Below are 23,640 nucleotides of genomic sequence, written 5' to 3' on the forward strand. Positions count from 1 at the left end.
CTGATAGACTCAAATCATTCACACATAAGATTAGACGGCAGGTCGATGAACGTATCTACTCAGGTTGCAGAACAGCGAAAAGTACTGGAGCAGGCGATTGCGCAGGCACTTGAACTGGCTAAGGCAAGCACTGACAGCGCGGAAGTCGCGGTCAGTAAAACCACCGGCATCGGGGTCAGTACCCGTTATGGCGAAGTGGAAAACGTCGAATTCAACAGCGACGGTGCGCTGGGCATCACCGTTTATCATCAGAACCGTAAAGGCAGCGCCTCATCGACCGACCTCAGCCCGGATGCGATCAAACGTACCGTGCAGGCGGCGATTGATATTGCGCGCTACACCTCCCCCGATCCGTTTGCCGGTCCGGCCGATGCAGAACTGCTGGCCTATGATGCGCCGGATCTGGATCTCTACCATCCGTGGGAGATTGACGCCGATCGCGCTATCGAGCTGGCGGCGCAGGCCGAAGAGGCCGCGCTGCGCGCCGACAAGCGGATTACCAACACCGAAGGCGGCAGCTTCAACAGCCATGTCGGCATCAAAGTCTTTGGTAACAGCCACGGCATGTTGCAGAGCTACTGTTCAAGCCGTCACTCGCTCGCCAGTAGCGTGATTGCCGGGCAGGATGACAACATGGAACGCGACTACGCCTACACCATTGGCCGTGCGTTTGAGGATCTGAAAAGCCCGGAGTGGGTGGGTGCAGAGTGTGCGCGCCGCACGCTTTCCCGTCTGGCACCGCGTAAGCTGCCGACCATGAAAGCCCCGGTGATTTTTGCTGCGGAGGTGGCGACTGGCCTGTTTGGCCATCTGGTGGGAGCGATCAGCGGCAGCAGCGTCTACCGTAAATCGACCTTCCTGCTGGACGCAATGGGACAGCAGATTCTGCCGGAGTGGCTGACCATCAATGAACAGCCGCATCTGCTGAAAGGGCTGGCCTCTACGCCTTTTGACAGCGAAGGCGTGCGTACCCAGTCGCGCGATATCATCAAAGCGGGCGTCCTGCAGACCTGGCTGCTGACCAGCTACTCGGCGCGCAAGCTGGGCCTGACCAGCACCGGTCACGCTGGCGGTATCCACAACTGGCGCATCGCGGGCCAGGGTCACAGTTTCGATGACCTGCTGAAGCAGATGGGCACCGGCCTGGTGGTCACCGAGCTGATGGGTCAGGGCGTCAGCGCCATTACCGGCGATTACTCTCGCGGGGCAGCCGGCTTCTGGGTTGAGAATGGCGTGATTCAGTATCCGGTCAGCGAAATCACCATCGCGGGTAACCTCAAAGAGATGTGGCGCAACATGGTGACCATCGGTGACGACATCGAAACCCGCAGCAACATTCAGTGCGGTTCCGTATTGCTGCCTGAAATGAAGATAGCGGGACAATAAGATGGATTCCTGAAGCAGCCGGCTGGCTGCTTTTTTTTCATCACAATAAAAAAGGAAATAATGATGCGTAAGCATGTGATTGCAATGTTGTCGGCTTCTCTGCTGTTCTCCAGCGTCAGCCTCTATGCGGCGGATCTGGAAGAGGATATGGGCACGCTGAATGCGAACCTGAAAATTGTTAAAAAAACGGACAATGCTCAGGAGATGCAGCAGGCGTTAGCGAAGATGCGCACTGCCGCGCAGGATGCGAAGCAGTCCACGCCGGATAAGCTGGAAGGTCAGCCTGCTGACAGCGCGCAGGTAAAAGCGTATCGCGCCGGTCTGGACTCGCTGATTGCCCAGATCGATGTGGTCGATGCGCTGGCGAAAGCGAACAACGTGGATGGCGCAAAGCGCGAAGCCGCTAAATTTGATGACATCCGCAATACCAACCATAAGAAATTCCGTTAATCAGACCGCCGGTCAGCCCGACCGGCGGTTTTTTATCATCACCTCTGCTTATCACGTCCTCCTCTTTTAGCGCTCGTCCACCACTGCGCCGCACGACCTCCCGCTTTATGACCGTCCGGCGTCACGTTCTGTGCAATCTGTGATGTCTGCCGCACTAATCGTGCAGGCTGCGATCTGACGCACAACCTTCACCTCGATTTCCACTTGCTGCTGGAAATGTTGCCTCTCCACAGCCGGTGCGATGCGGGCTAATTTATTTTCAACGCGAATTATCCGGCTTAACAGGAGTAGCAAGGTGAGCAATAACGGCGTCCCGGTGTATGAAGCGCCACCGGAGAAAGTGCAGGCGCTGGCTGAGCGCGTGATGAGGCAGATTGAGGCGATTTACCAGCAGCATGGCATTCAGCCCAATGCGGTGCAGCAGCAGATGCTGCAGTCCCATGTCACCGCCATGGCGTCACGCTCACTGAGCGGGGAGCCGCTGCCGGATGTGGAAGCGGAGCTGTTTGAAGATATTCCGCCGGAGACGTTAGCGCTGGCGCAGCAGGTGGTGGCGCTGTTTGGCAATCTGCCCCGTGAAGAGGCGTGGCTGCTGTCAGTCCATATTGAAGTCGCGCGATCCAACAACTGAAGAGGAACAGAACATGGTCACAGTCGTGATTGGCGATCGGTTAGGTAAAGGGCAGAAAGTGGCGGCAGGCATCGAAAAAGCGGGTGGCCGGGCCATCGTGGTGCCGGGGGTGGCGGCCGACATGAAGCTGGGTGATGTGATGAAGGCTGAAAACGCTGATTTTGGCATCTCCTTCTGCGGCAGTGGCGGTGCAGGCGCGATCACCGCGCAGAACAAACATGGTTACAAAGCAAAACATGGCATGCGCTCGGTCGATGAGGGCGTTACTGCCATCAATGAAGGCGCCACGGTGCTGGGTTTTGGTTTTATGGACAAGGAGGAGTTAGGCGAGCGGCTGGTGCAGGCCTGGAACAGGAAGCACGGCAGCGGATCATGAAAGAACACTACGTGACGCAGGTGACGGTCGACGGCAAAGGCGACACCAAAGCGCAAGCCTTTGCCGATGCCCTGAGCCGTGTGCAGAACCAGGTTCTGCGCGCAACGCAAAAAATCCTGCTGCGCATCGAGCCTCAGGATGTCCGGGTGCTGCGCGCGCAGGAGAGCGTCAGAACCGAGAAGTTTCTCTTCTTCTTTCTGGCGCGTCAGCGCCGGCGCTTCAGCGTCACGCTGGAGATCACCGTCAGCGTCACCGTTTTCGACACGGAGCAGGTGGTGTTCACGACAACATCATAAGCCTGTCAGCATCGGGCCGTTCTGCCACATTTCTGCCGTCGCGACGGTGCGGCGGGCAGCGCGAGGCGGCGGCTGACGCCGGGCGGGCAAAAAACGACAATAAGGTACAACAACATGTTTTTAATCATTTTGTTTAAGTCGTTGATCATTGGCGGGCTGGTTGGCGTCGGCGTGGGTGCAGGCGCCGCGCGCATGTTCCACGCGCCGACGACCCAGGGTATGGGCGCGTTTCGAACGCTGGGCGAGCTGAACTCGTGCGAAGGCGATCCGGCATCCCACTTCTCCTTTGGTCTTGGCTTCTTTTTCAATGCCTGGGCATCTTCTGTTGCAGCCGGTTCCTTCACGCAGGATGTGGATCACCGCATCATCCCGAACTGGGGCGCGGCGGCGCTGATGGTGAAGAATCGTAACGTGGCGGAGACGCTGCACAACCCGAAAAAAATGGCTATCGCCTGCGGCATCATCGGCATGATCGTGGTCGCCTTCCTTAACTCGACCGCCTCGGCGGTACCGGCTGCGCTGCAGGTCACGGCGGTTAAAGTACTGGTGCCTGCCGCGAATCTGCTGGTGAACACCGTCATGCCGGTCATCTTCTGGCTGGCGGCGATCGACGCGGGCAGGAAGTCGGGCTTCTGGGCCACCATTTTTGGCGGTCTGGCGCAGCTGATCATGGGCAACGCCGTGCCGGGCCTGGTGCTGGGAATTCTGATCGGTAAAGGCGTGGAAGAGAGCGGCTGGAACCGGGTCACCAGGGTCATGATGACCGCAATCGTGCTGCTGTTTGTGCTGAGCGGCTTCTTCCGGGGTTTCGACATGAAACTGCTGCAGTCATTCCAGTTCGGCATTCCTGGCTGGCTTGACCTGATCCATAACGCCGTCAGCGGCAAATAGAGGGCGATGCGATGAACGAAAACAGAGGCTTCTGGTACGCAGACTGGTCTTTCCCGATCTTTGTTGGCCTGCTCTCCTCGGGTGTCTTTGCCGGAACCCACATGTATTACCTCTACGGCATCGGTGCGTTTAACGAAGTGGCGTTTGTCTCGATGCTGCGCGCAGGCATGGAAAGCGGCGTCTATGGCGCGGTCGCCGCCTTTGGTGCCAGCTTCCTGTTTGCCCGCATTATCGAAGGCTCGCTGGTAGGCATCCTGGATATCGGCGGCGCGATTCAGACCGGTGTTGGGCTGGGCGTTCCGGCGCTGCTGCTGGGCGCAGGCATCATCTTTCCGGTGGCAAACTTCGCCGCCTCGCTGGCGACCGGGCTGGTGATCGGCCTGGCCATTGGCTACCTGATAATTCTGGCACGTAAATTCACCATCAATCAGAGCGACTCGACTTACGGCGCTGACGTGATGATGGGCGCGGGTAACGCCTCCGGGCGCTTCCTGGGGCCGCTCATCATTCTCTCCGCGATGGGCGCCTCTATCCCGATTGGACTGGGTTCGCTGCTGGGCGCGCTGCTGTTCTATCTCTGGAACAAGCCGATTACCGGCGGCGCGATTCTGGGCGCAATGATTCTGGGTGCGATTTACCCGATTGCGCTCTGATCTCACCGGTAGCCCGGCAGCGGGCTGCCGTTAAGGAGAAACCATGTACGATTTAATTATCCGCGCCGCGCGCCTCTGCGATGAGCAGGTGGTCGATATTGCGCTACAGGATGGCCGCATCGCGGCGATAGGCCATGTGCAGGGCCGCGCCCGCCGCGAGCGCAACCTGGCGGGCCGCTTCTATCTCAGCGCGGGCTGGATCGACTCCCATGTTCACTGCTATCCCAAATCCCCGATTTACCATGATGAGGCGGATGCGATTGGCGTGGCGCACGGCGTCACGACGGTCGTCGATGCAGGCAGCACCGGCGCAGATCACATTGATGACTTTTACCGGCTGACGCGCACGGCCACGACGCAGGTCTATGCGCTGATCAATATCGCCCGTACCGGCATCGTCACCCAGAACGAGCTGGCCGATATGACGCAGATCGATGGCGAGGCGGTGCAGCAGGCGGTGACACGGCTGCCTGATTTTATTGTCGGCCTCAAGGCGCGTATCAGCAGTAGCGTGGTCGGTAAAAATGGCGTGCAGCCGCTGATAAAGGCCAAAGCGATCCAGCAGGAGAGCGGCGGGCTGCCGCTGATGGTGCATATTGGTAACAATCCGCCCGATCTCGACCAGATTGTGGATCTGCTCACCACCGGCGACATCATTACTCACTGCTTTAACGGCAAGCCCAACCGCATTCTGACACCGCAGGGCGAACTGAAAGTGGCGGTAAAGCAGGCCATTGCGCGCGGTGTCCGGCTTGATGTCGGTCACGGCAGCGCCAGTTTCAGCTTTGAGGTCGCCCGGACGGCGATCGCGCAGGGCATTCTGCCCGACACCATCAGCTCAGACATCTACTGCCGCAATCGCATGGCCGGGCCGGTGCACAGTCTGGCGCATGTCATGTCGAAGTTTTTCAGCGTTGGCATGACGCTGCCGCAGGTCATCGACTGCGTCACGGTCAGGGCGGCCGCAGGACTTCACCTGCAGCGTAAAGGCCAGCTGAAAGTGGGTTACGACGCCGATCTGACGGTATTTAGCGTTAACCAGGCGATCCGGCCCTTCATCGATTCAGAAGGTGAACAGGTGGCCGGTGACAAACATCTGATCCCGCTGGCGGCCGTGGTCGCCGGAGAGTGGTTTGCGACTGAAGAAGGAGCCGCGCATGAATTCGGTTTATGAAAAGTATGGCCTGAAGCCGGTGATTAACGCCTCTGGCCGTATGACGATCCTCGGTGTCTCCACGCCGTCGAGTGAGGTAATCGACACGGTGAAATATGGCCTCGATCACTACTTCGAAATGAACGATCTGGTGGATAAGACGGGCGCCCATATCGCCGATCTGCTGAAGGTGGAGAACGCGCTGGTGGTCTCCTGCGCCTCGGCCGGTATCGCCCAGAGCGTGGCGGCGGTGATTGTCAAAGATAACGACTGGCTGCTGGATAATCTGCATGCTGCGCCGCTGACCGTTCCGCATCAGATTGTGGTGCCGAAAGGGCACAACGTGAACTATGGCGCGCCGGTGGGAAGTATGGTGGCGCTGGGCGGCGGAGTGCTGGTAGAGGCAGGCTACAGCAACGAATGCTCAGCCGCTCAGCTCGCCGCGGCGATCACACCACAGACCGCAGCCATCCTCTATGTAAAATCGCACCACTGCGTGCAGAAGAGCCATCTTGATGTGGCGCAGGCTGCCGCCGTAGCGCGCGAGCACGGCGTGCCATTGATCGTCGATGCTGCCGCAGAAGAGGATCTGTACTGCTACTACGCGGCGGGCGCGGATCTGGTGATCTATAGCGGTGCCAAAGCGATCGAAGGGCCGACCAGCGGACTGGTGATCGGCAGGCATCAGTATGTCGAATGGGTGAAGCGTCAGAGCAACGGTATTGGCCGGGCGATGAAAGTCGGCAAAGAGGGCATTCTGGGGCTGACCCAGGCCATCGAAAGCTATCTGACGCAGCCGAAGATCAGCGGCGCGCAGATGGTGGAAAAAATGACGCCGTTTATTGAGCAGCTCAACAGCCTGCACGGCGTGACGGCCCGTGTGGTGTGGGACGGGGCCGGGCGCGATATCGCCCGCACGGAGATCGCCTTCGATGAAGCCGCGATCCCGCACCGCACCGGCGATCTGGTGCAGGCGCTGAAAAAGGGCGACGTGGCGATCTACTTCCGCGGCTACAAAGCCAACGAAGGGATCATCGAAGCGGACGTCCGCAGCGTCAGCGCCGATCAGCTGAATACCATCTTTACCCGCATCCAGGCGCTGTTAAACGGAGAAAACCACGCATGACGCTGACCCCCCATTTTTATCAGGATCGTCTCTGCCTGAATGTGCTGGCAGGATCAAAAGAGAATGCGCACGCCATCTGGCAGGCGGCAGAAGGGCATGTGCTGGTGGGCGTACTGTCGAAAAACTACGCCAGCAACGCGGCCGCGATCGCCGATATGCGCGAGTATGCCGCGCTGATCGACAACGCGCTCTCGATCGGGCTGGGCGCGGGCGATCCTAATCAGTCACAGATGGTGAGTGAGATCGCGGCGGTGCTGCAACCGCAGCATGTAAACCAGGTCTTTACCGGCGTCGCCACCAGCCGCGCCCTGCTGGGCCAGTCGCAGACGGTGGTGAACGGCCTGATTTCACCGACCGGCACGCCGGGTCGGGTAAAAATTTCCACCGGGCCACGCAGCGCAAAACAGCGGGACGGGATCGTACCGGTCGAAACCGCCATCGCGATGCTGCAGGATATGGGCGGCAGCTCGGTGAAATATTTTCCGATGGGCGGGCTGCAGGCGGTGGCGGAGTATCGCGCCGTGGCGGAAGCGTGCGCAAAGCAGGATTTCTGGCTGGAGCCGACCGGCGGCATCGATCTGGAAAACTTCGGTGAGATCGTCCGTATTGCGCTGGAGTCCGGCGTCAGTAAAGTGATCCCGCACGTTTACAGTTCGATCATCGACCAGGCCAGTGGCGAGACGCGCGTGGAGGATGTGCGGCAGCTGCTGGCCATCTCTAAAACATTGCTGGCCTGAGGATCGATACGATCGAACCGCCCCGGCACGATCGCGCAGCATGGACGTTGCGCGACGATCGCCGTAGGCTGATTTCCACCTTTTGTCTGCTAACAGGTAACGCTTGTGAGATTTCCCAATCAGCGCCTTGCGCAACTGTTCGATGCTCTGCAAAACGAAACGCTGCCTCAGGATGAGCTGGCGCGGCGCTTTGCGGTCTCGACACGAACCGTGCGCACCGACATTACGGCGCTGAATGCGCTGCTGGCAGAGCATGGCGCGCAGTTTATCCTGAATCGCGGCGCGGGCTATCAGCTGAAGATTGAGGATGCGCAGCGTTTTCAGCATCTGCAACAGCACAGTGCGTCGCCGCTGCGGGTGCCGCGAACCGCACCGGATCGGGTCCGTTATCTGCTGACCCGCTTTCTCACCGCCGCCTATTCGCTGAAGCTGGAGGAGCTGGCCGAAGAGTGGTTTGTCAGCCGCGCCACCCTGCAGAATGATATGGCCGAAGTGCGCGAATGGCTGGGGCGCTATCACCTGACGATCGAGAGCAAGCCGCATTACGGCATGAAGCTGTTTGGCAGCGAAGTGGCGATCCGCACCTGTCTGACCGACCTGCTGTGGCAAATCGATCAGGTGCAGCCGGAGAGCCCGCTGCTGACCATCGAGGCGCTGAACAGCGGCATGCTGGAGACGCTGCGCCCGCTGCTGCAGCGCTGTTTCGCCCGGCATAACATCCGGCTCAGTGATGAGGGGGAGCGCTACCTGCGGATCTACTGCGCCGTGGCGGTGCGGCGTATCAGCGAAGGCTATCCGCTTAACGATCCGGGTGCCGAAGAGATTGGCGATGAGGAGCGTGAAGCCGCACATCAGCTGATCACGCTGATGCGACCGCTGGTCAGTAAGCCGATCTCCCCGGCCGAAGAGCACTGGCTGCGGATTAACATTGCGGCGCGGCGGATTCAGGCGGTGGCCCCCAGCGCGATCAACGCAGATGATGGCGATGCGCTGGTGGATTATCTGCTCAGCTTTATCAACACCCACTACAACTTCAATCTGCAGAACGACCAGCAGCTGCGTGCCGATCTGCTTACCCACATCAAGACCATGATTACCCGGGTACGCTATCAGATTCACATTCCCAATCCGCTGCTCAGTAACATCAAGCAGCACTACCCGATGGCCTATGATGTCACTCTGGCGGCGGTAACCAGCTGGGGGAAATATACCCCTTATGTGATCAGCGAGAATGAGATTGGCTTTCTGGTGCTGCACATCGGTGTCGGGCTGGAGCGCCACTATGATGTCGGCTATCAGCGCCATCCGCAGGTGCTGCTGGTGTGCGACAGCGGCAACTCCACGCTGCGGATGATCGAGGCGATGCTGCTGCGCCGCTATCCGCAGCTGCAGGTCACGGCACGGCTGTCACAGCGTGAATATGAGGCGCGCAGCCGCATCGAAGAGGATTTTGTGATCTCGACCATCCGGCTCAGCGAAAAAGAGAAGCCGGTGGTGGTCATGTCGCCGTTTCCCACCGGTTTTCAGCTGGAGCAGATTGGCAAACTGGTGCTGGTCGATCGCACCCGTCCCTATATGCTGGCGAAATTTTTTGATGCTCAGCATTTCCATATTGTTGATCGACCCATGACCCGCTCTGCGCTGTTTCGCCAGCTGTGCGACCAGTTGGAGGCGGAGGGATTCGTGGATGCGGCGTTCTGTCCGTCGGTGGAGGAGCGCGAGGCGATTGTCAGCACCATGCTCGGCGAAGGCATTGCGCTGCCGCACTCGCTGGGGCTGCTGGCAAAGAAAACCGTGGTCTGCACGGTGCTGGCCCCGCAGGGGATCGCCTGGGGCGACGACACCGCCTATGTGATTTTCCTGCTGGCGATCAGCAAAAGTGAGTATGAAGAGGCGATGGCGATCTACGATCTGTTTGTGACGTTTCTGCGTGAAAGGGCGATGACCCGCCTGCGGGACTGCACCGATTTCAGCAGCTTCAGGGCGGTCGCAATGGATTGTCTGAGCCGCCCCTGAGTATCAGTTTTTTTTCGCCAGCAGGCGCGGGATCTCACGCAGACACCAGGATTTGGCTTCGCCCATGCTGTCACGCCGCCACGCCATAATAATATCGACCTCGCGGGTATACTCCGGGCTGACCACCCGCAGGCGACCTTCGGCAATATCCTGCTCCACTAACGAATAGGGCATGGTCGCGACGCCCAGGCCCGCCAGCAGCGCGCGGCGCTTGTCATCCATACTGCTCACGGTCAGGCGCTGCTGCTTATCCAGCAGCTGCACGGTCAGCACCGGCCGCTCTCGGGCGGTGTCAGCCACCGCAATGCCACGGTATTTCACCCGCGTCACTTCTGACTGCGGTTCAGGCTCGTTGTGAATCGGGTGATCGGCGCTGGCGACATAGACACTCATCATGGTGTAGAGCTTGCGGGTATTGATCTCGGTGGAGGCGCGGAAGTGCATATCCGGCGCGATCACGATGTCGGCGCGACCCTGTTCCAGCCGCTCCCAGGCCCCCGCCAGCACTTCGGTAACCAGCGAAAACTGCGTGTTGGCCTTGTCGGCCAGCCGCGTGACCAGCGGAAACAGTGCCTCCACCGGCACCAGCGCTTCGGTCACGATGGTCAGGTGGGTCTCCCAGCCGCGCGCCAGCGCTTCCGCGTCGGTGGTGAGTTTATCGGCGGCTTCCAGCAGCACCCGGCCACGCTCCAGCAGCATGCGTCCCACGTTCGTGAATTTGGTGCGATGACCGGAACGGTCAAACAGCACCACATCCAGCTCCTCTTCCAGCTTCTGCATGGTGTAGCTGAGGGCGGAGGGGACGCGGCCCAGTTCATCCGCGGCGGCGGCAAAACTGCCTCGCCGATCGATCGCATCCATCACACGTAAAGATTCAAGGGTTAACGCACGCTCTTTAGCCATCCCGGTTCTCTGTCAGGAAATTTGAACATGCCGGGCAGATTAACTGGCTAACAATCCGGCGTCCAGACTTTTACCATGAGGGTATAGAGTCCGTGACCGATCCTCGTCAACGGATGCCGGAGGTAAATCATGATCACCACACGCAGCGCGTCCGCATGTGGCCAGGCCGATTTTGGCTGGTTACAGGCCCGCTACAGTTTCTCTTTTGGCCACTATTTTGATCCAAAGCTGATGGGCTACGCGTCACTGCGCGTCCTGAACCAGGAAGTGCTGGCACCGGGCGCGGCGTTTCAGCCGCGCTCCTATCCCCAGGTCGATGTGCTGAACATCGTGCTGCAGGGTGAAGCGGAGTATCGCGACAGCGAAGGCAACACCATCAGCGTGCAGGAAGGGGAGGCGCTGCTGCTCTCTGCGCAGCCGGGGGTCAGTTACACGGAAATCAACCTGAGCAAAGAGCGTCCGCTGACGCGTATGCAGCTCTGGCTGGCCGCCTGCCCGGAGCGGGAAAACCCACGGATGCAGAAAATGGCGCTGGCCGACGGGCAGCTGTCGCAGCTGGTCGCCTCTCCGGATGGCGTGGAAGCGAGTCTGCAACTGCGTCAGCAGGTGTGGATTTATCAGGTTGAACTGGCACCCGGTGAGCAGCACGCGCTGCGCCTGCAGGGGCCACGCGCCTATCTGCAGTCGATTCACGGATCGCTGACGGCCATGTCCGGCACCGACCATCAGGAAAAACTGGGCTGCGGCGACGGCGCGTTCCTGCAGGAGGAGAAGCTGTTGCAGCTGACCGCGAAAACAGCGACCCGCGCGCTGATCATCGACATTCCTGTCTGAATTACAGGCAATAAAAAAGGCGGCCAGGGCCGCCTTTTTTGCTTTCTGCCGATTACTTCAGCATGGTGAATGCGGTGGTAACGTGCTTCACGCCGCTGACACGGCTCGCAATATCGGCCGCTGCCTGCGCTTCCTGTGGCGTCACCAGACCCAGCAGGAACACTTCGCCATTCTCCGTCGTCACCTTCACGTTAGACGATTTCACCTGATCGCTGCCCAGCAGCTGTGAGCGGATTTTGGTGGTGATCCAGGTGTCGGACGAGGTGGTGCCGAGCGTCACTTTCTGGCCGATACGGATCTCGTTATACACTTCGGTTGCGCCATCAACGCCCATCGTGATCTGTTTGGCGCGATTAGCAATCTCCTGCGACGGTGCCTGACCGGTCAGCAGCACTTTGCCCTGGTAAGCCGTGGCAATCACGCGGGCATCGGTTTTGATCTGCTGATCTTTAGCTAACGCGTTTGTGACGCGCAGCTCCAGCGTGCCATCATCCACCTGCGTCCCGACAGAGCGGGGATCGGTCGCCGTTTTGGTCGCAACGGCAGCTCCGCCCGCAACGACCGCAACGCAGCCCTGCAGCAGCATGGCAGTTAACAGAATAGCTATAGCGTTCAATGCTTTCATTCGTGCTCCTTCGTTCATTCCTGATGGGGAAAGAGAGTGTTATCGATCAGATCGCACAGGCAATTCACGGTGAGCATATGCATCTCCTGAATCCGGGCACTGCGATGAGAGGGAATACGGATTTCCACATCCTGCGGGCCCAGCAGTCCGGCAAGCTCTCCGCCATCATACCCGGTTAGCGCAACGATAGTCATATCGCGTGTCACTGCGGCTTCCACCGCCTTGATAATGTCACGCGTGTTGCCGCGGGTAGAGATCGCCAGCAGTACATCGCCAGCCTGTCCCAGGGCGCGCACCTGCTTGGCATACACTTCATCATGCAGCCGGTCATTGCCGATTGCCGTCAGCATCACGTTGTCTGCACTCAGCGCCAGCGCCGGTAAGCTGGGGCGTTCGGTCTCAAAACGATTGATCATGCTGGCGGCAAAATGCTGGGCATTGGCCGATGAGGCCCCGTTGCCACAGCTCAGGATTTTATTGCCATTGAGTAACGACTGTACCAGCGTCATGGCCGCACGGGAGATGGCATCGGGCAATGCCTCGGCGGCGGCTATCTGGGTCTGAATACTTTCAGTAAAACACGCTTTAATTCTTTCCTGCACACGACCACCTGGTTCTAAACGTCTGCATTAAAGGCATTCGGCAGCCATTCAAGCGCCGTGCCGGTAATGGCGATGATATCGAAACGGCAATTCACTGTTTCAAAACTGCCGCCGCGTTGCGCCAGCCAGAGAGCGGCAGCGCGCAGCAGCTTTTGTTGTTTATTCCGGGTTATGCTGGCGAGTGCGCCACCATAACGCGCGTCGCGACGGTAGCGGACTTCCACAAACACCCAACAGTGCCCGTCACGCATAATCAGGTCAAGTTCACCATGATGAAAGTGAACATTGCTGGCGACCCATTTCAGGCCAGCCTGCTCCAGATAGCGCCGGGCCGCATCTTCATGCCCGGCACCTATCTGGCGGCGGGTCAGTTGGCCGGTGCGATTTCGCCCCGACGATACTGGTTCCATGTCAACTTCCTGTTGATCACACAATCCGTGTTGGCGCTGAGCCTGCCGGTGTTGCCGTCCAGCGTAAAGCCTGGTGTCTGGCGCATCTGGTTAAAGTGATTCGCCAGCGTCCAGGCATCCATTCCCATGGCGTAGAGGCGCACCAGCGAGTAGTCATTGTTAAATGACTTCGCGGTCTGCTGCATCAGGCCAGGGTTGCTGCCGGAAAGCAGCGGGATGTCACTGAACTGCAGGCCATCCATCTCCAGACGAAAATCGGGACCGGCACCGGCCTGTGCGCTGCGTGAGCTGGCATAGAGCGAGATGTTGCTGCGGCTGCCGGTGCGCATCGTGATCATCGGTTTGATCAGCTGCAGTTCATCCTGAGTCGATACGATATAGACTGCGTCGACGCTGCCACCGCTGCTGGTGCTGACCGCATCCGGCGTGCTCTGCTGTGGAGCAGGAATCGTCAGCCCTGCGATAGAAACACCCTGCGACGCGGCAGGGGCGGCATTCACCGGCGTACCGGAGAGACTGATGCCTGCGCCACTGTTGATGCCCTGTTTCAGTTCAGCAGTGGAACCGAAGCGCTGCTGCATCACCGTCGTGCCACCCAGCGACTGCCACTCCTGAGCAAAGGCGTTGGTGACGCGATCGCCCAATCCGCTACGCGGAACCAGCAGCAGCGGCTGGCGTTTACCCTGATCCCAGATATGGTGCGCCGCGTCGCGGGCTTCATCTTCAGGCGAGAGCGCAAAGTAACAGATGTTTGGATGATTCTGAATCTGCTCTGGCTCGTTAAGCGCCAGCACATTTAGGGGCGTCTGGCTGTTGGCGACTTTCTCGACGTTGCTCTTCAGCAGCGGGCCGACCACGATGGTGGCGCCATCCTGCTGAGCCTGCTGCATCACCTGCTCAATTGGCTGGCTGCTGGTGTCATACACCTTGATCTGAGCACTGCTGGCCGGTTGTGCGGCAACCGGCTGAGACTGAGGCTGAGCGGCGGTCTCGGCAGGCTGCTGCTGCTGTTGCTGCGGTGCGCTAATCGGATCGCTGGCAGAACCTGCGACGGCAGCGGGCTGCGTGCTGGCCGCGGCCTCGGCCGTGGCGGGCTGTGCGGCTGCGGCAGGCTGCGCGGCCGGAGCAGAGAGACCGTTCTTCGCGTCGTTAAAGCCTTTCTGAATCGCGTTGGCAAACACCTGCGCCTGGCCGTTCAGCGGCAGCAGCAGCGCGATCAGGCTGGTTGAGGCTTTGGTGTAGCTCTGCATCTGACTGAGCTGCGTCGGCAGGGTTTTGGCCGCCGGGTTCTGCGGGTAGCGGGTCTGCCAGTCTTTAATGCCTGACTTGAGCATCTCCGCATCCTGGGCATTAGCGCGCCAGACCGCGAGCAGATCCAGCCAGCCCTGCAGCACATTTTCGTCGGCATTGATGACCAGGTTGCTGACTTCCTGCGGTGACATCTGCGTCAGCGTCTGCCAGGTCGCGTCAATATTGCCCTGATGATCGGTGCCTTTCAGCAGCGGCTCCTGGGCGATATAAGAGCGCACCAGTGAGAGCGACGGGCGACCCTGGGCGCTGGCGATCTGCAGGCTGTAGTAGCGCGCCAGCTGATCCTGCGACAGTGCGCCGGTTTTCACCTGGGCTAACAGCGGTTCAGCCTCTTTAGTTTTCTGCTGCGCAATCAGCAATTGCGCGTTGAGCAGCAGAGATTCCTGCTGCTGCGTCTCAGAGAGCTGCTGCGGCAACTGGCTCAGTTGCTGCGTCGCTTCAGGATATTTTCCTTCCTTCAACAGGGCGCGGATTGCGAGTAATTGCCAGTCGGTCTTGCTATCATCGCTGCTTTGCTGCGCCTGTTGAAGATAGTAAGCGGAGCTGGCTGTGACAGGCCCCTGAATATTAACGGTTGAGGTTTGCGGCCCCTGACCGCTACACGCGGCTAAAATCAGCCCAGCAAGAATGACAGGCAGAAAGCGTCCTGCTTTATGACGAACGACTTTTGAAGGAAGCATACTGTATCCAGTGATGTTTTTTTCAAGATGCTCAATATTAAATCGGCAATTCGGATGAAACAATGAAACAACTCGATCGGGCAGAGATTTCTGCCAGCACGCTCTACATCGTTCCAACCCCGATTGGTAATTTGGGTGATATCACCCAGCGGGCGCTGACGGTGCTTTCGAGCGTCGATCTGGTCGCTGCGGAAGATACACGTCATACCGGGCTGTTGCTACAACATTTCGCCATCAATGCGCGACTCTTCTCACTTCATGACCACAACGAACAGCACAAAGCTGAGCTGCTGCTGACGAAGCTGCAGGAAGGTCAAAGCATAGCCTTAGTTTCTGATGCTGGCACGCCGCTGATCAACGATCCGGGCTACCATCTGGTGCGTCGCTGCCGTGAAGCAGGTATCCGTGTGGTGCCGCTGCCGGGTGCCTGTGCCGCGATTGCCGCCTTGAGTGCCGCCGGTCTGCCGTCCGATCGTTTCTGTTACGAAGGGTTTCTGCCCGCCAAAACCAAAGGCCGCTGTGATGCGCTGCGGGCGCTGGTGCAGGAGCCGCGCACGCTGATTTTTTATGAATCCACCCACCGTCTGATCGACAGCCTGCAGGATATGGTCAGTGAGCTGGGCGCTGACCGGTATGTCGTGCTGGCGCGTGAGCTGACCAAAACCTGGGAGTCCATCCACGGTGCGCCGGCAGGCGAGCTGCTGGCCTGGGTAAAAGAGGATGAGAATCGCCGCAAAGGCGAGATGGTGCTGATTGTCGAAGGGCATAAGGTCCTGGATGACGATGCGTTACCGGCTGACGCGCTGCGAACCCTGGCGCTGCTGCAGAAGGAGCTGCCACTGAAGCGCGCGGCGGCGCTGGCGGCAGAGATCCATGGCGTGAAGAAGAATGCGCTTTATAAGTATGCGCTGGCGCAGCAAGAGGCGTGACAAACGGCGGGGAATGTCCTATTATCCCGCGCCGAAGCTGACCAGACAGTCGCCGCTTTGTCGTCGTCCTCACTTGTGGGGAGACGGGCAGAGGGGAGGAAAGTCCGGGCTCCATAGGGCAGGGTGCCAGGTAACGCCTGGGAGGCGCAAGCCTACGACCAGTGCAACAGAGAGCAAACCGCCGATGGCCCAGAAATGGGATCAGGTAAGGGTGAAAGGGTGCGGTAAGAGCGCACCGCGCGACTGGCAACAGTTCGTGGCACGGTAAACTCCACCCGGAGCAAGGCCAAATAGGGGTTCACAAGGTACGGCCCGTACTGAACCCGGGTAGGCTGCTTGAGCCAGTGAGTGATTGCTGGCCTAGATGAATGACTGTCCACGACAGAACCCGGCTTAACGGTCAGCTTCGACTTTTTACTGAAAACCCCGCTTCTGCGGGGTTTTTGCTTTTGGGGCAGCGATAGATGACTGTCCACGACGCACGCTATGAAAAGAAAGCGGCTTAACGGTCAGCTTCGACTTTTACTGAAAACCCCACCTCAGCGGGGTTTTTGCTTTTATGACACTCACAACCTTTAACCGCGACCGTGCGGCTCATCCCAGTCAAACGCCGGGCCCAGCGAAATGACGCCGTGCGGGTTGATGGTCTTGTGGCTGCAATAGTAGTGGTGACGGATATGCGGCAGGCTGACCGTCTCTGCGATACCGGGCATCTGATAGATGTCGCGCAGGAAACCACTGAGGTTTCTGTAATCAGAAATCCGGTGACGATCGCATTTAAAGTGGGTCACATAGACCGGGTCGAAACGGACCAGCGTGGTCCAGAGTCGGAGATCCGCCTCGGTCAGCTGGTCGCCGGTCAGATAGCGATGCTGGCCTAAAATCTGCTCCAGCCGCGACAGCGAATGGAACAGGGCAGTCACAGCCTCATCGTAGGCGGATTGCGACGTGGCAAAGCCCGATTTGTAGACGCCGTTGTTCACGGTGTCATAGATCCAGCCGTTCAGCTCATCGATTTCCTGACGCAGCGCCTCGGGATAATAGTCACCGGCGCGCGCACCCACTGCATCAAAGGCGCTGTTGAACATGCGGATAATATCCGCCGACTCATTGCTGACGATGGTGTTCTGCTGCTTGTCCCACAAAACCGGCACGGTGACGCGGCCGCTATACTGCGGGTCAGCATGCAGATAGAGCTGGTAAAGAAACTCATTCTGATAGAGCTTGTCGCCGGTCGCCTCTTCGAAGGTATCATCAAAGGTCCAGCCGTTCTCCAGCATCAGGGGATGGACGACTGACACATCGATCATGCTCTCCAGCCCTTTCAGCTGACGCATCAGCAGGGTGCGGTGCGCCCATGGGCAGGCCAGCGAGACATAAAGATGATAGCGGTCGCGTTCAGCGGTGAATCCCGCGCTGCCTGTCGGACCCGCACTGCCGTCCGCCGTAACCCAGTTACGGAACGCTGATTCTGAACGCTTAAATCGACCGCCGGTCGATTTGGTGTCATACCAGGTGTCATGCCAGACACCGTCAATTAACTGTCCCATAATGGCTCCAATGCAAACAGGGCGGGGAAACTTCCCCGCCCTGCTAAGTATATGTGGCATTACGCATTACGTGAGATTAGCGCGCAACGGCCTGCGGTTTTCTTTTGCTGATCAGGTGATCAAGGCTGTATGCGCCAGGACCGACCAGACCCAATACCAGGAAGCCACCGGCGATGGAGAGATTCTTCATAAACATCAGCTGGTTGACGCCTTCGGCAAAGTTACTGTGGAACAGGAACGCCGTCAGGATGGTGAAGCCTGCGGTAAAGAGAGCCGTAAAACGGGTCAGGAAGCCAAACAGGATGGCCAGACCACCGCCGAACTCCAGCAGGATCACCAGCGGCAGCATAAAGCCAGGTACGCCCATCGCTTCCATATACTGCTGCGTACCGGCATAACCGGTGATCTTGCCCCAGCCTGCCGTGATAAACAGGATTGGCATCAGGATGCGAGCCAGTAACAGACCAGTATCTTCGAATTTTTTCATCATTTACTCCAGCGCTATCAGTGATGCAGGGCAGGTTGCCCGCAGGGTTTATGCCCGCTGAAAGCAGTGCTGCGTTCATTGGGGTGATGGCTGGAGATGATAGTCGCGCGGCGAAAAGGTTGTAAGCGAGATAAACTGTCAGTGTTTTTCAGAAATTCTGATGAAGAAAAGCCGGCCTTTTCAGGGCCGGCTTTTAACAGGATTAGCGCGGTGGCATGGCGGACTTAATCATGCGCCAGGTGCTCCAGGCGCCAAAGCCCCGTTTTGCCCAGCGTAGCAGCCTGTTAGGGCTGCGAATCGAGTAGACGGCCAGAGCACTGCTGCCGATAGCCAGATAACGACGTAAGCTGAGGAAAGTAAACCAGCCGCGATCGTAGTGGGCGGTGCCTTCCAGCCAGTCACGCCGCGCAGCGCTCAAGTCCAGCCGCTGCTGCTGCACATGCTTAAGCAGTTCATGGATGCGTTCTTCACGCTCGCGGCGGCTCATCAGCGTTGCTCCTCCAGCAATTTACGATCGGTTTCCAGCTCTTTGCGCGTGTGGCGCAACAGCGTGGACTGACGTGTTTTGCGAAGTGTCCAGAGCCCGAAGATAACCGCCAGCAGGAACAGCGTTCCGGTCGTGATGCCAATCGCCATCAGGCGATACTGTGCGTCGACCGCCCAGATGATCAGCACCATCAGGCTCATCAGACCGAATGCCGTGAACAGCATGGTAAGGCCCACCATCAACAGCAGCTGTATCAGGTTTGCTTTTTCCTGTTCCAGTTCCACCACTGCCAGACGGACACGCGTCTCAACCATACCCACCAGCGTGGTTACAATACGCTGACCGATGTTAATGACCCCTTTCGCCGGGCCGTGGTTCTGCTGTGAGTCAGTCATGATTAACGACGCGAAATGAGCATGCCCAGTGCGACGCCAATCGCTGCACCGATGCCCACACCATGCCAGGGATTTTCACGCACGTAGCCTTCAGCTTTCTGTGCCGCTTCGCGGGTGGTCGCCGCAATACGCTCGCCAGATTCGCCCAGACGTTCGCGCGAACTGTCCAGCGCCACACGCGCCTTGTTACGCAGTTTATCCAGCTCGCCTTTGGATTTTTCAGTGCCACTGCTCAGCACTTCTTCCAGCGTATCCGCCAGGTTTTTCAGCTCAGCACGCAAATGTTCCGATGATGTGTCTTTAGACATAAAATACTCCTTTAACATCAGTAGTTTAATTCCGATTAATAGGGCTCCGCCTGTAACTTTTTCAGCTCCCGGCGCGCTTCATCCAGCTTTTGTTGTCTTCTGGCCATTTTCTCCCTGTCATGACCCTTTTCGCGCTCTTCCCTGAGTGCGTGCTCGCGTTCCGCCACTTTCTGCTTCTGCGCGTTAATTCTTTCCAGATGGGCTGCTTCGAGTTTTTTATCACTGCAGTCAGCCCGGACTTCTGTCAGCGCACGCTCCAGACCGTTAACCCGGCGCTGGTTGTTGTGCTTCTGTGCCATGCCGATTTCACGCTGAATGTCCTGCTCCTTCTGCTCACACAGCGCTTCGGCGGCCAGCAGTGAACCGGACAGCGAGAAGAGCGTGACACCCAGTAAAATTTGATATTTCATCGGTCCTGGACCCTTCCTTTGCGACCTGATCCGTCATCACTGGCGTAATCATCTGATTTCGGGTGCTGAGGATCGACTCTCGCTTAAGCATAGACAGCGATAGTAAAAAGTTCAAAGAAGACCGGGAGATAGGGCCTCTTTCAGCCCACCCTGTAACAACGCGGTGGACTGAAGGAGGCGAGTTCGGGCGATCAGGCCAGAGAGAGGTGCTGCGAGTGATCGTGCTGCGCCACAATAAAGCCCTGTGGCAACAGACGACGCAGGACTTTTTGCGCCGCCAGGCTCTGCTCTTCGCTGTCAAAATGGATGACCAGCGCATCACCTGCAGGCGTGATGCTTTTGATACGAATACCCTGCGCGCTTAACTGCTGATAGAGATAAAAACCGTCGGGCAGCGTCGCTCCGGCATGGGAAACCCGAATCTGCACTACCGTTTCGTGTTTGATCAGACCGGGAACAAGACAGAGCGCGGCCAGCGCAAAGGCGGCAGCAATCAGCCACGGTAGCCACCGTTTGGGAACAGCCTGTAGCAGTTTCATTACTCGGCTTTCCCGTTCTGATTCGCCTGACGCTTACGCCATAACACGACCAGGGACCCGATCAGGCCAAAGACCAGCAGCGCCAGTGGCAGCATCATCAGGAAGAACATCATCTCATCTTCGTAACGCCGGAAAATCGGGGTTTTACCCAGCGCAAAGCCGATAACGGTTAAAATCACAACCCACAGGAAGGCGCTTACCCAATTGAAAAACTGGAAACGGGTATTGCTGAGGCCGGACAATCCGGCAATGGTTGGCAAGAGCGTCCGCACAAAGGCGATAAAGCGGCCAATCAGCAGAGCCGACAAACCGTGACGATGAAACATGCTGTGCGCGCGCTGGTGGTACTGGGCGGGAAGGTGAGAGAGCCACTTCTGCACGGTAGGCGTATTGCCCAGCCATCGCCCCTGGATATAGCTTACCCAGCAGCCAAGGCTGGCACCCGTGGTCAATACCAGGATCGTTAACGGGAAACTCATGGTGCCTTTGGCTATCAGCACGCCAACCAGAATCAGCAGGCTGTCACCCGGTAAAAATGCGGCAGGAAGCAGGCCATTTTCCAGAAACAGAATCATAAACAGCACGCCGTAAATGGCCCATACCAGCGTGGGATCGGAAAGAGTTTCGTAATCCTGTTGCCACAGGGCATGCAGCAACGCTTGCAAAATATCCATCAATCATTCCTGAACATCATTGTTAAACATGTCCCACAGGGACTTAAACGCAGACCGGCATTTCGTTATAAATTTTCAGGAGCACAGCCTGGGCGGGATTTTCCGGATCCTTCCAGAATCGATTGTTAAATCAGCGACTTTATAACCCCCTGTCGCAAAGGGTAATAAAAGGGTGATAACTGTAACAAAAATCGCCTGTCTGAGACAGGGAAACTCTCTGACAAGCAGGAGTTTTACCTTGTGAAACGACCTGTAAAAAGGAGCTTTACACGTCCTGACACTATTGCAGATTAACTGACCCTTTCAGGAGGATTCAGGCGCGTTCAGCGGGCGTTATCAGACCCTTCAGGCAGGATGACCGGGTTCTCACTGAACATGTAACGATCCACGTTAAATTCGAAATCATCCGCCGTCGCGTTAAACAGCATCTGCTTAGTATTTTCCAGATGTTGCCACATCGCCAGTTTGCTGGCGGCAGGATCTTTGCGCATCAGAGCTTTGAGGATCTGATCGTGGTCGTCGCACCAGCTGAGAATGCTGCGCTGGTCGATGTGCTCGTGGAGTTTGAGCCAGTAGGGATTGTGCAGGCGGTGCAGCCACATTTTTTCAACGATGGCGGCTAACGCGCTGTTCTGAGTGGATTGGGCAATGCGGACATGAAACTGCATATCCCACTCGGAGTCACGGAAGTGATCCTCCTGGCGGGCTTTCTCCTGAATCGCCATCAGGTCGATAATGTCCTGACGGGTTACCTGAGTGGCGGCAAATTCGGCCACGTTACTTTCAATCAGCTGGCGGGCCTGCAGTAATTCAAACGGGCCAAAGGTGGCGAACTCCAGCTGGCTGCTGCTGACGCTGATGCGTTTCTGTTGCTGACTGGCAATGACATGGATGCCCGAACCTTTGCGGACTTCCACATAACCTTCCACTTCCAGCATGATGATCGCTTCGCGAACCACCGTGCGGCTCACTTCCATCTCTTCGGCAATCAGCCGTTCAGCAGGCAGCTTATCACCCACCGGATAGATCCCGGTTTCAATGCGGCTTTTCAGCTCGCTGGCCAGCTGTTGATAGAGTCGACGGGATTCGGTGAGGTCCATAGCACAATCCTGGTAGCAGACAGATAAGTTGTTATACCACTTCAGGCCCGGCGAGGAAATGGGCTGACCTGCGTCAGCCCGACAGATTAGCTACGGACTGCACTGGCCTGCGGAATAACCGGTTCAGCGTTCAGCTCTGAGATCGGTTTATTCTTCAGCACCGTCCAGATCACTACCGCACCCAGCAGATCGAACACTGCCAGCGCAGCAAACAGCGGGCTGAAGCCCAGCGTATCGGCCAGCGCACCGACGACCAGCGCAAACATAGTGCTGGCGGTCCAGGCAGCCATGCCGGTTAAGCCGTTAGCCGTCGCCACCTCGTTGCGGCCAAATACGTCAGATGACAGGGTGATCAGCGCACCGGACAGCGCCTGATGCGCAAAGCCGCCGACGCACAGCAGCCCGATAGCGACATAGGGGCTGGTGAAGAGGCCAATGGTGCCGGGTGCGATCATCAATACCGCGCCCAGGGTCACGACCAGCTTACGGGAAACGATCAGGTTAACGCCGAACCAGCGCTGAAACAGCGGCGGCAGATAGCCTCCCAGAATGCAGCCAAAATCCGCGAACAGCATCGGCATCCAGGCAAACAGCGCGATCTCTTTAAGATTGAAGCCGTAAACCTTGAACATGAAGAGCGGAATCCAGGCGTTAAACGTTCCCCAGGCCGGTTCTGCCAGAAAGCGCGGCAGCGCAATGCCCCAGAACTGGCGGTTACGGATGATCTCCAGCGCCGACATTTTGCGGGTGTTACCGGTCTGATGCTGCGCTTCCTGACCGGAAATAATGTAATTCCGCTCTTCGTCGCTGAGTTTGGTCTGCTGTTTGGGATGCTTGTAAAAAATCAGCCAGCAGAGCGCCCAGGCCATGCTCAGTACGCCGGTGATGATAAAGGCCATCTGCCAGCTGTGCGCCACGATCGCCCAGACCACCAGCGGCGGAGCCAGCATCGCGCCGATAGAGGAACCGACGTTAAAGTAGCCGACCGCCACCGACCGCTCTCTGGCCGGAAACCATTCGCTGCTCGCTTTCAGGCCCGCCGGGATCATCGCAGCTTCTGCTGCACCGACCGCGCCCCGTGCCAGTGCGAAGCCACCCCAGCTGCCCGCCATCGCGGTGGCGGCGCAGAAGATTGCCCACAGCACTGCAAACATCGCATAGCCGATTTTGGTGCCGAGCAGATCCAGCACATACCCGGCGACCGGCTGCATCAGCGTGTAGCAGGCTGAGTAAGCTGCCACTATGTAGGAGTACTGCTGCGTGGTGATATGCAGCTCTGTCTGTAATGTCGGGGCGGCCACGGCGATCGTGTTGCGGGTCAGGTACCCCAGCACGGTGCCGAGCGTCACCAGCCCTATCATATACCAGCGTAACCCTTTGATCTTACGCATCCTCTACCTCTTCCAGTTCTGTATGCGGTCTTGCCGCTGTTGTTATCTGGAGCGGGACAGCTCGTGATGCAGTTTTGCTCACGCCCGCAGGTTCTGTCACAGCAACCCTGTTTTGACCTTGCCATTTGTCTGTCGTCAGCGATCTCACGACAGAGCGAGAGCCTAACTTGTTATACAACTTTAAAAGTTGAGAGCTATCACAAAAACCCTTTCTGCACTGTGGGATACTGGAAACCTGCGTAATGACAGCCATTTAGCGCGCTACCGGCGACAAAAACGTCCATAACGGT

At 58.1% G+C, this 23,640-nt stretch carries 28 protein-coding genes and 1 other RNA gene; 14 read left to right on the forward strand and 15 right to left on the reverse strand.

All coding sequences use genetic code 11. The features are described from left to right. Positions 1–45: 45 nt before the first annotated feature. From pmbA to ACNY69_RS11070, 11 genes are all read left to right on the forward strand, one after another. Positions 46–1,386 (forward strand): metalloprotease PmbA, encoded by a 1,341-nt coding sequence (pmbA, locus tag ACNY69_RS11020; protein WP_111139239.1) that lies wholly within the window; start codon positions 46–48, stop codon positions 1,384–1,386. A gap of 63 nt (positions 1,387–1,449) precedes the next feature. After that, positions 1,450–1,836 carry a cytochrome b562 gene (cybC, locus tag ACNY69_RS11025; RefSeq protein WP_418798582.1) on the forward strand — a complete coding sequence of 129 codons (387 nt, stop codon included), beginning with the start codon at positions 1,450–1,452 and terminating at the stop codon, positions 1,834–1,836. A 295-nt stretch (positions 1,837–2,131) separates the two neighbouring features. Continuing rightward, positions 2,132–2,467 (forward strand): glycine dehydrogenase, encoded by a 336-nt coding sequence (locus tag ACNY69_RS11030; RefSeq protein ID WP_418798309.1) that lies wholly within the window; start codon positions 2,132–2,134, stop codon positions 2,465–2,467. 13 nt (positions 2,468–2,480) lie between these two features. After that, the gene (locus ACNY69_RS11035; RefSeq protein WP_111139243.1) at positions 2,481–2,843 is read left to right on the forward strand and encodes an SFCGS family glycine-rich protein; all 363 of its coding nucleotides are present in this window, start codon (positions 2,481–2,483) and stop codon (positions 2,841–2,843) included. Beyond that, positions 2,840–3,139: a DUF4312 family protein gene (locus tag ACNY69_RS11040; protein ID WP_111139244.1), complete on the forward strand. Its 300-nt coding sequence runs from the start codon at positions 2,840–2,842 to the stop codon at positions 3,137–3,139. The genes ACNY69_RS11035 and ACNY69_RS11040 overlap by 4 nt, the downstream gene beginning before the upstream one ends. Before the next feature lie 114 nt (positions 3,140–3,253). Then, positions 3,254–4,030, forward strand: coding sequence for a DUF4311 domain-containing protein (locus ACNY69_RS11045; RefSeq protein WP_111139245.1), 777 nt, complete (start codon positions 3,254–3,256; stop codon positions 4,028–4,030). A gap of 11 nt (positions 4,031–4,041) precedes the next feature. Further along, positions 4,042–4,683, forward strand: a complete 642-nt coding sequence (locus ACNY69_RS11050; protein ID WP_418798312.1) for a DUF4310 family protein — start codon at positions 4,042–4,044, stop codon at positions 4,681–4,683. Between the two features lie 43 nt (positions 4,684–4,726). Beyond that, positions 4,727–5,857 carry an amidohydrolase/deacetylase family metallohydrolase gene (locus tag ACNY69_RS11055; protein WP_111139247.1) on the forward strand — a complete coding sequence of 377 codons (1,131 nt, stop codon included), beginning with the start codon at positions 4,727–4,729 and terminating at the stop codon, positions 5,855–5,857. Next, positions 5,841–6,962: a DgaE family pyridoxal phosphate-dependent ammonia lyase gene (locus tag ACNY69_RS11060; RefSeq protein ID WP_367395855.1), complete on the forward strand. Its 1,122-nt coding sequence runs from the start codon at positions 5,841–5,843 to the stop codon at positions 6,960–6,962. The genes ACNY69_RS11055 and ACNY69_RS11060 overlap by 17 nt, the downstream gene beginning before the upstream one ends. Beyond that, positions 6,959–7,699 (forward strand): 2-dehydro-3-deoxy-phosphogluconate aldolase, encoded by a 741-nt coding sequence (dagF, locus tag ACNY69_RS11065; protein ID WP_111139249.1) that lies wholly within the window; start codon positions 6,959–6,961, stop codon positions 7,697–7,699. Before ACNY69_RS11060 ends, dagF begins: the two co-directional genes overlap by 4 nt. A 105-nt stretch (positions 7,700–7,804) precedes the next feature. Then, entirely contained in the window at positions 7,805–9,715 is a 1,911-nt protein-coding gene (locus tag ACNY69_RS11070; RefSeq protein ID WP_418798315.1) for a BglG family transcription antiterminator, read from the forward strand. 3 nt (positions 9,716–9,718) lie between these two features. Here ACNY69_RS11070 and ACNY69_RS11075 read toward each other — a convergent pair whose 3' ends face one another. Further along, positions 9,719–10,618, reverse strand: a complete 900-nt coding sequence (locus ACNY69_RS11075; protein WP_111139251.1) for a LysR family transcriptional regulator — start codon at positions 10,616–10,618, stop codon at positions 9,719–9,721. Positions 10,619–10,747: 129 nt separating this feature from the next. On the opposite strand from ACNY69_RS11075, the gene ACNY69_RS11080 reads away from it, so the two are divergent. Further along, positions 10,748–11,452, forward strand: coding sequence for a pirin family protein (locus tag ACNY69_RS11080; RefSeq protein ID WP_111139252.1), 705 nt, complete (start codon positions 10,748–10,750; stop codon positions 11,450–11,452). Positions 11,453–11,504: 52 nt separating this feature from the next. On the opposite strand, the gene dolP is transcribed toward ACNY69_RS11080, so the two are convergent. Genes dolP through ACNY69_RS11100 form a run of 4 tightly spaced genes read right to left on the reverse strand, consistent with a single transcriptional unit; the run spans position 11,505 to position 15,080 of the window. Beyond that, positions 11,505–12,077, reverse strand: a complete 573-nt coding sequence (dolP, locus tag ACNY69_RS11085) for a division/outer membrane stress-associated lipid-binding lipoprotein (RefSeq protein ID WP_111139253.1) — start codon at positions 12,075–12,077, stop codon at positions 11,505–11,507. Between the two features lie 14 nt (positions 12,078–12,091). Next, positions 12,092–12,679 carry a DnaA initiator-associating protein DiaA gene (gene diaA / locus ACNY69_RS11090; RefSeq protein WP_111139254.1) on the reverse strand — a complete coding sequence of 196 codons (588 nt, stop codon included), beginning with the start codon at positions 12,677–12,679 and terminating at the stop codon, positions 12,092–12,094. Positions 12,680–12,693: 14 nt separating this feature from the next. Beyond that, complete coding sequence (locus ACNY69_RS11095) at positions 12,694–13,089, reverse strand: YraN family protein (RefSeq protein ID WP_111139255.1); 396 nt, start codon at positions 13,087–13,089, stop codon at positions 12,694–12,696. After that, a complete protein-coding gene (locus ACNY69_RS11100; RefSeq protein ID WP_111139256.1) occupies positions 13,047–15,080 on the reverse strand; it encodes a penicillin-binding protein activator in 2,034 nt (677 codons plus the stop codon). Before ACNY69_RS11100 ends, ACNY69_RS11095 begins: the two co-directional genes overlap by 43 nt. A 62-nt stretch (positions 15,081–15,142) precedes the next feature. Between ACNY69_RS11100 and rsmI the strand changes: the two genes are divergently transcribed. Further along, positions 15,143–16,009, forward strand: coding sequence for a 16S rRNA (cytidine(1402)-2'-O)-methyltransferase (gene rsmI / locus ACNY69_RS11105; protein ID WP_111139257.1), 867 nt, complete (start codon positions 15,143–15,145; stop codon positions 16,007–16,009). Positions 16,010–16,042: 33 nt separating this feature from the next. Continuing rightward, positions 16,043–16,421, forward strand: an RNA gene (gene rnpB / locus ACNY69_RS11110) — RNase P RNA component class A. A gap of 163 nt (positions 16,422–16,584) precedes the next feature. On the opposite strand, the gene ACNY69_RS11115 is transcribed toward rnpB, so the two are convergent. The 10 genes from ACNY69_RS11115 to ACNY69_RS11160 all read right to left on the reverse strand — a co-directional run bounded on the left by ACNY69_RS11115 (position 16,585) and on the right by ACNY69_RS11160 (position 23,350). Next, a complete protein-coding gene (locus ACNY69_RS11115) occupies positions 16,585–17,559 on the reverse strand; it encodes a glutathione S-transferase family protein (RefSeq protein WP_367395853.1) in 975 nt (324 codons plus the stop codon). Between the two features lie 76 nt (positions 17,560–17,635). Beyond that, the gene (locus tag ACNY69_RS11120) at positions 17,636–18,046 is read right to left on the reverse strand and encodes a DoxX family protein (RefSeq protein ID WP_111139259.1); all 411 of its coding nucleotides are present in this window, start codon (positions 18,044–18,046) and stop codon (positions 17,636–17,638) included. A 202-nt stretch (positions 18,047–18,248) separates the two neighbouring features. Then, positions 18,249–18,533, reverse strand: coding sequence for a YqjK-like family protein (locus ACNY69_RS11125; RefSeq protein WP_111139260.1), 285 nt, complete (start codon positions 18,531–18,533; stop codon positions 18,249–18,251). Further along, the gene (locus tag ACNY69_RS11130; RefSeq protein WP_199559984.1) at positions 18,533–18,928 is read right to left on the reverse strand and encodes a phage holin family protein; all 396 of its coding nucleotides are present in this window, start codon (positions 18,926–18,928) and stop codon (positions 18,533–18,535) included. The genes ACNY69_RS11125 and ACNY69_RS11130 overlap by 1 nt, the downstream gene beginning before the upstream one ends. A gap of 2 nt (positions 18,929–18,930) precedes the next feature. Beyond that, positions 18,931–19,236, reverse strand: coding sequence for an ElaB/YgaM/YqjD family protein (locus ACNY69_RS11135; protein ID WP_111139262.1), 306 nt, complete (start codon positions 19,234–19,236; stop codon positions 18,931–18,933). A 35-nt stretch (positions 19,237–19,271) separates the two neighbouring features. After that, the gene (locus ACNY69_RS11140; RefSeq protein WP_111139263.1) at positions 19,272–19,646 is read right to left on the reverse strand and encodes a DUF1090 domain-containing protein; all 375 of its coding nucleotides are present in this window, start codon (positions 19,644–19,646) and stop codon (positions 19,272–19,274) included. A 191-nt stretch (positions 19,647–19,837) separates the two neighbouring features. Next, entirely contained in the window at positions 19,838–20,185 is a 348-nt protein-coding gene (gene mzrA, locus ACNY69_RS11145) for an EnvZ/OmpR regulon moderator MzrA (RefSeq protein WP_367395852.1), read from the reverse strand. Further along, complete coding sequence (locus tag ACNY69_RS11150; protein ID WP_111142125.1) at positions 20,185–20,859, reverse strand: DedA family protein; 675 nt, start codon at positions 20,857–20,859, stop codon at positions 20,185–20,187. Before ACNY69_RS11150 ends, mzrA begins: the two co-directional genes overlap by 1 nt. Positions 20,860–21,182: 323 nt before the next feature. Further along, complete coding sequence (exuR, locus tag ACNY69_RS11155; RefSeq protein ID WP_111142126.1) at positions 21,183–21,959, reverse strand: transcriptional regulator ExuR; 777 nt, start codon at positions 21,957–21,959, stop codon at positions 21,183–21,185. A gap of 86 nt (positions 21,960–22,045) precedes the next feature. Then, complete coding sequence (locus ACNY69_RS11160) at positions 22,046–23,350, reverse strand: MFS transporter (protein WP_111142127.1); 1,305 nt, start codon at positions 23,348–23,350, stop codon at positions 22,046–22,048. Positions 23,351–23,640: the final 290 nt, after the last annotated feature.

This window comes from Pantoea graminicola, from assembly GCF_048452665.1.
In the GTDB taxonomy this organism is placed as follows: domain Bacteria; phylum Pseudomonadota; class Gammaproteobacteria; order Enterobacterales; family Enterobacteriaceae; genus Pantoea.